Consider the following 5,512-nt stretch of genomic DNA (forward strand, 5'->3'; position numbering starts at 1 on the left):
CTCCAGCAGCGCGGGCCTGGACCGCAGCCCCTCCACCACCCCGCCGTCCTCCCCCGCGACCGCGCCGTACACTGCAATGTCCTGCCACTCCAGGCCCGCGCTGCTGGAGCGGATCCGGCGGTCCGGGCTGCCGGTGATCACCTGGGGCCGCACTCCGGAGTCCGAGGGGCTGCTCGCCCCACCTGAGCCGACGGCCGGGTCCGGGTCCGATGTCGGGCCGGACGGCCTGGGCCAGGCGCTGCGCGTGACGCGCCGCTATGAGTCCAAGGCGGCAGCCCACCGGCTGTTCCGCACGCTCGCCCCGGCCCACCCCGGCATCGTCGTCCCCGCGCAGGAGCGCCTGACATCGCGTCGCGAGACCGCCCGCGCGCTGGCCGCCCGTGCCGCCGCCGGGGCCACGGTGGTGGTGAAGGCCGAGTACGGGGTGGGCGGCTACGGCACCACCGTGGTGACGCCCGGCCAGATCGCCGAGGCCGGCGGCGCCCGGGCCCTGGCCAAACGCCTGGCCCGGGGCGCCGTGCTGATCGAGGAGTATGTCCACGGCTCCGGCCCGCTGCGGAACCTGACCTTCGACGCCGTCGTCGACGACAAGGGCGCCGTCCACCCCGTCGGCGTGGGCGTGATGGACATCGACGGCACGAGCTACCAGGGGGTCACGGTCGGCCCGGGGACCGTCCCTGACGCGCCCGCCGGGGTCGCCGAGCGGTTCGCGGCGGCCGTGGGCGGGGCCCTGGCCGCCGAGGGCTACCGGGGCTGGTACGACGTCGACTTCGTCATGGACCGCGCCGGTCGGCTCGCCCCCGTCGAGATCAACCTCAGGCTCACCGGCCCGGCCGTGGCGTTCATGATCCAGGCCAGGCTGGCCCGGCTCCAGGGCGGCCTTCCCCTCGTACGGACCCTGGACCGGCTGCCGCTGGGCGCCCGGCTCCCGGCCGCGGCGCTGGCCGACCACCTCGGCGAGGCGTCCCTCCGGTGCCGCTCGCTCGGGGTGACGCTGTTGACGACCGTGGTGACCGCGGCCTTCGAACCGGACCCCTATGTGGGCGTGGCGCTCGCGGCCCGTACGTCGGGCGCCCTCGACGCGGCGGAGGCGGTGGTGCGCTCGGCCAATGAGGCGCTGGGCCGGATGTTCCTGGAAACCGGCGTCAGCGCATCAGGTCCGTCGTCCGGGGCTTCGCCGCGACGAACGCGACGACCACGGCGCCGGCGATCATGAGCGTGATGTTGAAGGCGTAGACGAGGGCTGCCTGCCGCGCCCAGTCCGTCTTGGCCGCGAGCCGGTAGTAGTTGTCCTGCGGCCACCACGCGATCAGCAGCCAGGCCACCGCGAGGTGCGCGGCGCTCGTCAGGGCGGGGGAGCGCCCGTGGCGGGCCACCAACGGCCGCGCGCAGAACAGGAATGCCATCCCCAGCCCGAAGGCCAGCGACTCACAGACGTACAGCCCGGTGAACAGCGCCGCCCAGGGGTTGGGAACCAGCGACAGATCGGTCGAATACGGCCACAGAGCGTCGGTGAGCACCCAGGACAGGAAGGAGAAGAACACCGTGATCCCGGCGATGGCGCCCCATATGTCGCCTCCTGTACCTCCGTCGGCCGACAGCGCCCCCTTCCCGCCCGGCGCGCGCCGTGTGGCGTCGCGCTGCGCCGGCAGCGGAACGCCGCTCCGGTCGATCTTGCCGGACCGCGTTCTGGGCAGTGCGGCCACCTGGGTCAGCGTCTGCGGGGCCCGGGCGGACGGCAGCCGGGTGGACAGGAACAGTCGGAGTTCGCTCCAGTCCAACTCGCCACCCTCGACGGCGGTGACGTAGGCGATCAGGGTCTTCCGGCCCTTGCCGAATTCGATGGTGGTGACCAGGCACTCCCCGACCGATGGATGCCCGCGCAGCACCGCCTCGGCGTCGGCGTGCGAGGCCACTCGGCCGAGGTGTTCGAGCCCTCCGTCGTCGCGTACCCGGCCGAGGTCGCCGGTGCGCAGGAACTGACCGGACTTGAACGCAGAGCCGTCTCGATAGCCGCGGCCCAGGACCGGGCCCTTGACGCCGAGTTCGCCCCGCGCGCCCCGGGCGGCGGGCGCCCCGCCCCGACCGAGCACCGCGACGGCCGCGCCGGGGAAGGCCGTGCCGATCGGCGAGACGCGCTCGGGGTGTTCGGTGACCGCCGGCCGGTCGGGCAGTTCGAAGTACGCGCCCGATCCGGCGGCCTCGGTCACACCGTAGACATTCAGGATCCGCACATGCGGCCCCAGGGTCCGGCGCAGGGCCTGCTGCTCGTCCAGGTACCAGCTGTCGCCCGAGACAGCGATCAGCCGGACGTCCCCGAGGTCCGCCCCCTGCGACCGCAGATGCCGGTGCAGGCCGTGGACGGTGGGGACGTCGCACGCCACGACGGTGACCGCCCGGTCGACGATCAACCGGTGCAGCGGGGCGGCGTCGCCCGCCCGGTCCAGGTCCTCGTCCCGGCCCGCCAGCACCAGCGTGCCGCCCGAGCACAGCGCGCGGACCCAGTCGGCCGTGAATCCGGCGAACTCCGAAGCGGCCGTCTGAAGATGGCGGTCGGCGGGGGAGAGGCGGTACACCACCCGCCACCCCTCATAGGCGCTCGCCAGAGTGCGGTGTTCGATCAGCACGCCCCGGGGCATCCGCCCGGCCGTGCCGGAGGTGTACAGGACACACGCCAGATCCGAGATGCCGACACCGGCGTCGAGCGGTTCCCCGGACCGGGCGGCGATGGCCTCGGCCTGGGTGTCCAGGCAGATCACCGGCCGGCCCGAGCGGACCGTATCGGACACCATGACCCGCAGCGACTCCCAGGTGACCACGGCGAAGAGCCCCGGGTCCGCGAGGACCTGCCGCAGCACCGACGGTGGCGCGCTCGGCTCCACGGGCACATACGCCCCGCCCGCCTTGAGCACCCCGAGCACCGCGGTCAGGACCTCCGCGTCGCGGCCCAGGCACACCGCCACCGGCCCGCCCCGGGGCAGGCCCGCCTCCCGCAGATGGCGGGCCAACCGGTTGGCGCGCTCGTCCAGTTGGCGGTACGTCAGCTGCTGGGAACCCGATATGACGGCGACCGCGTCGGGTGTGCGGCGCACGTGGTCCTCGTACAGCTGATGGACGCACCGCCGCGGGCGAGAGGCGGAATCCTTGGATGTGGGCGGCTCCTGCGGCATGACGTGTCCCCCGGCGGTCGTCGGATCGGCCCTGCGCCTGATCTGTGATCATGCCCAGGGCCGCACTTCCGCACACTGGCACGCCGGACCGGTGGCCGGTGGTTGCGCCGGGGGATGGGTCAGTTGTTCTGGATGAACTGCTGGGCCAGGCCGTCGCCCACGGAGACCGCCTTGTCGTGGTTCTCGATGGGGGAGACCGAGGAGTTCTTGAAGAGGATGTACGTCACGCCCGAGTCCGCTCCGCCGGTCTCCGGGTCGGGGTCTATCCCCAGCGCGTTGGCCGTCGCATACGACGCCTCGCCGATTATCTTGGTGGGGCCGGTGTCGCCGACCACCGCGTACTCCACCTTGTTGTTGTAGATGACGGCGACCACGCCGCCGCCCTTGATGCCCGCCTGGCTGTAGTTCCAGATGGAGCTGGTGCTCGGCACCACCACGTACGGCAGCTTGTCGGCGATGAGCGGCTTGCCGTCCGACTGGTGGAAGGCCGTGTCGTCCTGGAACCACGGGTCGGTGTCCCCGTTGCACCGCGAGGTGACCTGGCCGTCGCAGTCGATGTCCATATCGGCCTTCCAGAAGACCGCCCCGTTGGCGCCGCAGACCGGGATGGTGGCCGAGGTTTCGTCGTCGGTGCGGTACTTGCCGTTGGATATCTGCGAACAGCTCTGCACCTTGGCGAGCAACTGGGCCGCCGTGACCGTGCCTTCATTGGCCGACTTGGGGGCCGGTGCCGGGCCCCGGGTGGCGGCACCGGCGCCCGTGGTGACGGACACGGCCAGCAGACCGGCGCCGGCGAGCGCGAACGCGAGTCGCTTACGCATGACACACCCCTTTGTTAGGAACCTTTCCTAACCTCCCCTGCACTGTGGCGACTTGATAAGATCATGTCAACAGTGAAGGCGCGGATCGCCCTCCGCGCGCAGGTCGCTCACCCCAACTCGCCGGCGATCTCACGGACGCAGCGACGCAGCCAGATGTGTCCGGGATCCGCCTCGAACCGCGGATGCCATGCCTGGCAGATCGGCAGCCGGGGCAGCTCCAGCGGGATCTCGAAGGTGACCAGCCCCAGCCGCCCGACCTGCGGTTCCGGCAGCCGCCGCGCGGCGCGCGCCACCAGATCGGTGCCCGCCGCCACCATCAGCGCCGCCGAGAAGGTGGGCACCGAGGCGACCACCCGGCGCCGCAGCCCGAGTTCCGCAAGCCGCTCGTCGATCGGGCCGTACAGCCTGCCGCGCCGGGACGGGGTGATGTGGTCGGCGGCGGCGAACCGCTCCGGTGTCACCTCCTCGTCCAGGAGCGGGTGGCCGCGCCGCACCACGCCGACGTTGTCATCGGTGAACAGCTCCTCGATACGGGTCTCGGGGGCGGGCCGGCTGATCACCCCGAACTCCAGATCGGCCCCGCCCTCGCGCAGCGCGAGCGAGTCCCCGGGGCCCTCCGGGATCAGCCGCAGACAGACCCCCGGCGCCAGCCGCCGCACCCGCTCCAACAGCCGCATCCCGATGAGGGTCAGCAGCGCGTCGTCGGCCAGCAGGGTGAAGGTGCGCTCCAGTGTGGCCGGTTCGAGCGCGCCGACGGGGGTGAAGACCGCCTGGGCCCGCTCGACGATCTCCCGCACCTCGGCGCGCAGCGCGAGCGCCCGCGGGGTCGGCACCATCGCCCGCCCCGAGCGCACCAGGACCGGATCGCTGAGCGCCTTGCGGATCCGGGTGAGCGTACGGCTCATAGCCGGGCTGGACAGATGCAGCCGCTGGGCGGCGCCGCTCACGCTCTCCTCCGTCAGCAGCGCGTCGAGCGCGACCATCAGGTTCAGATCCAGCTTGGCTTGCGTCATGTGCACTTATCCCTTGCATAAGTTGCATTTGCGGTTAAGTCGCGGGCTGCCTACGTTACAAGTCGACGGCCGGCCGCCGCACTTCACCTCTTCTCCGTGAACGCGAGGTACTCCCATGTCCGCCACCGCCACCGCCACCGCCGTGCGCACCGCGCCGCCGGACCGCGGCCGGCCGCGCCCCGGCGCGGTCCTGGCCCTGATGTCCTCCTGCGTCATCCTGACCATCGCCCTGGTCGCCGCCGTCAACCTGGCCATCCCCAAGCTGGTCGCGAGCTCCCTGCACCCCACCTCCACGCAACTGCTGTGGATCGTCGACGCGTACGTCATCGTCTTCGCCTGCCTGTTGATACCGGCCGGGGCGCTCGGCGACCGGCGCGGCCGCAAGGGAACGCTCCTCACCGGCCTCGCGCTCTTCGCGGGCGGCTGTCTGGTGTCCGCGCTCGCCCCCGACGCCGCGGTGCTCATCGGCGGCCGCGCCCTCACCGGCGCCGGCGCCGGTGAGGGCGCG

Annotated in this window: 5 protein-coding genes; 2 read left to right on the forward strand and 3 right to left on the reverse strand. The window is 72.5% G+C overall.

Going from position 1 to position 5,512, the window contains the following annotated elements; genetic code table 11:
- On the forward strand, positions 1 to 1,216 hold a 1,216-nt coding region (locus CCN51_RS49685), incomplete at its 5' end, for an ATP-binding protein (RefSeq protein WP_143676182.1).
- Here CCN51_RS49685 and CCN51_RS49690 read toward each other — a convergent pair.
- From CCN51_RS49690 to CCN51_RS49700, 3 genes are all read right to left on the reverse strand, one after another.
- Positions 1,146 to 3,092 (reverse strand): AMP-binding protein, encoded by a 1,947-nt coding sequence (locus CCN51_RS49690; RefSeq protein ID WP_158104782.1) that lies wholly within the window; start codon positions 3,090 to 3,092, stop codon positions 1,146 to 1,148. The two genes, CCN51_RS49685 and CCN51_RS49690, sit on opposite strands and share 71 nt — an antisense overlap.
- Before the next feature lie 197 nt (positions 3,093 to 3,289).
- The gene (locus CCN51_RS49695) at positions 3,290 to 3,991 is read right to left on the reverse strand and encodes a glycoside hydrolase family 75 protein (RefSeq protein ID WP_014173566.1); all 702 of its coding nucleotides are present in this window, start codon (positions 3,989 to 3,991) and stop codon (positions 3,290 to 3,292) included.
- Between the two features lie 107 nt (positions 3,992 to 4,098).
- On the reverse strand, positions 4,099 to 5,004 hold the full coding sequence (locus tag CCN51_RS49700) for a LysR family transcriptional regulator (protein WP_014173565.1): 906 nt from the start codon (positions 5,002 to 5,004) through the stop codon (positions 4,099 to 4,101).
- 115 nt (positions 5,005 to 5,119) lie between these two features.
- Between CCN51_RS49700 and CCN51_RS49705 the strand changes: the two genes are divergently transcribed.
- Positions 5,120 to 5,512, forward strand: a 393-nt coding sequence (locus tag CCN51_RS49705) for an MFS transporter (protein WP_143676183.1), incomplete at its 3' end; no start/stop codon positions are given.

Origin of the sequence: Streptomyces milbemycinicus, from assembly GCF_002154605.1 — a bacterium.
Classification (GTDB): Bacteria; Actinomycetota; Actinomycetes; order Streptomycetales; family Streptomycetaceae; genus Streptomyces; species Streptomyces milbemycinicus.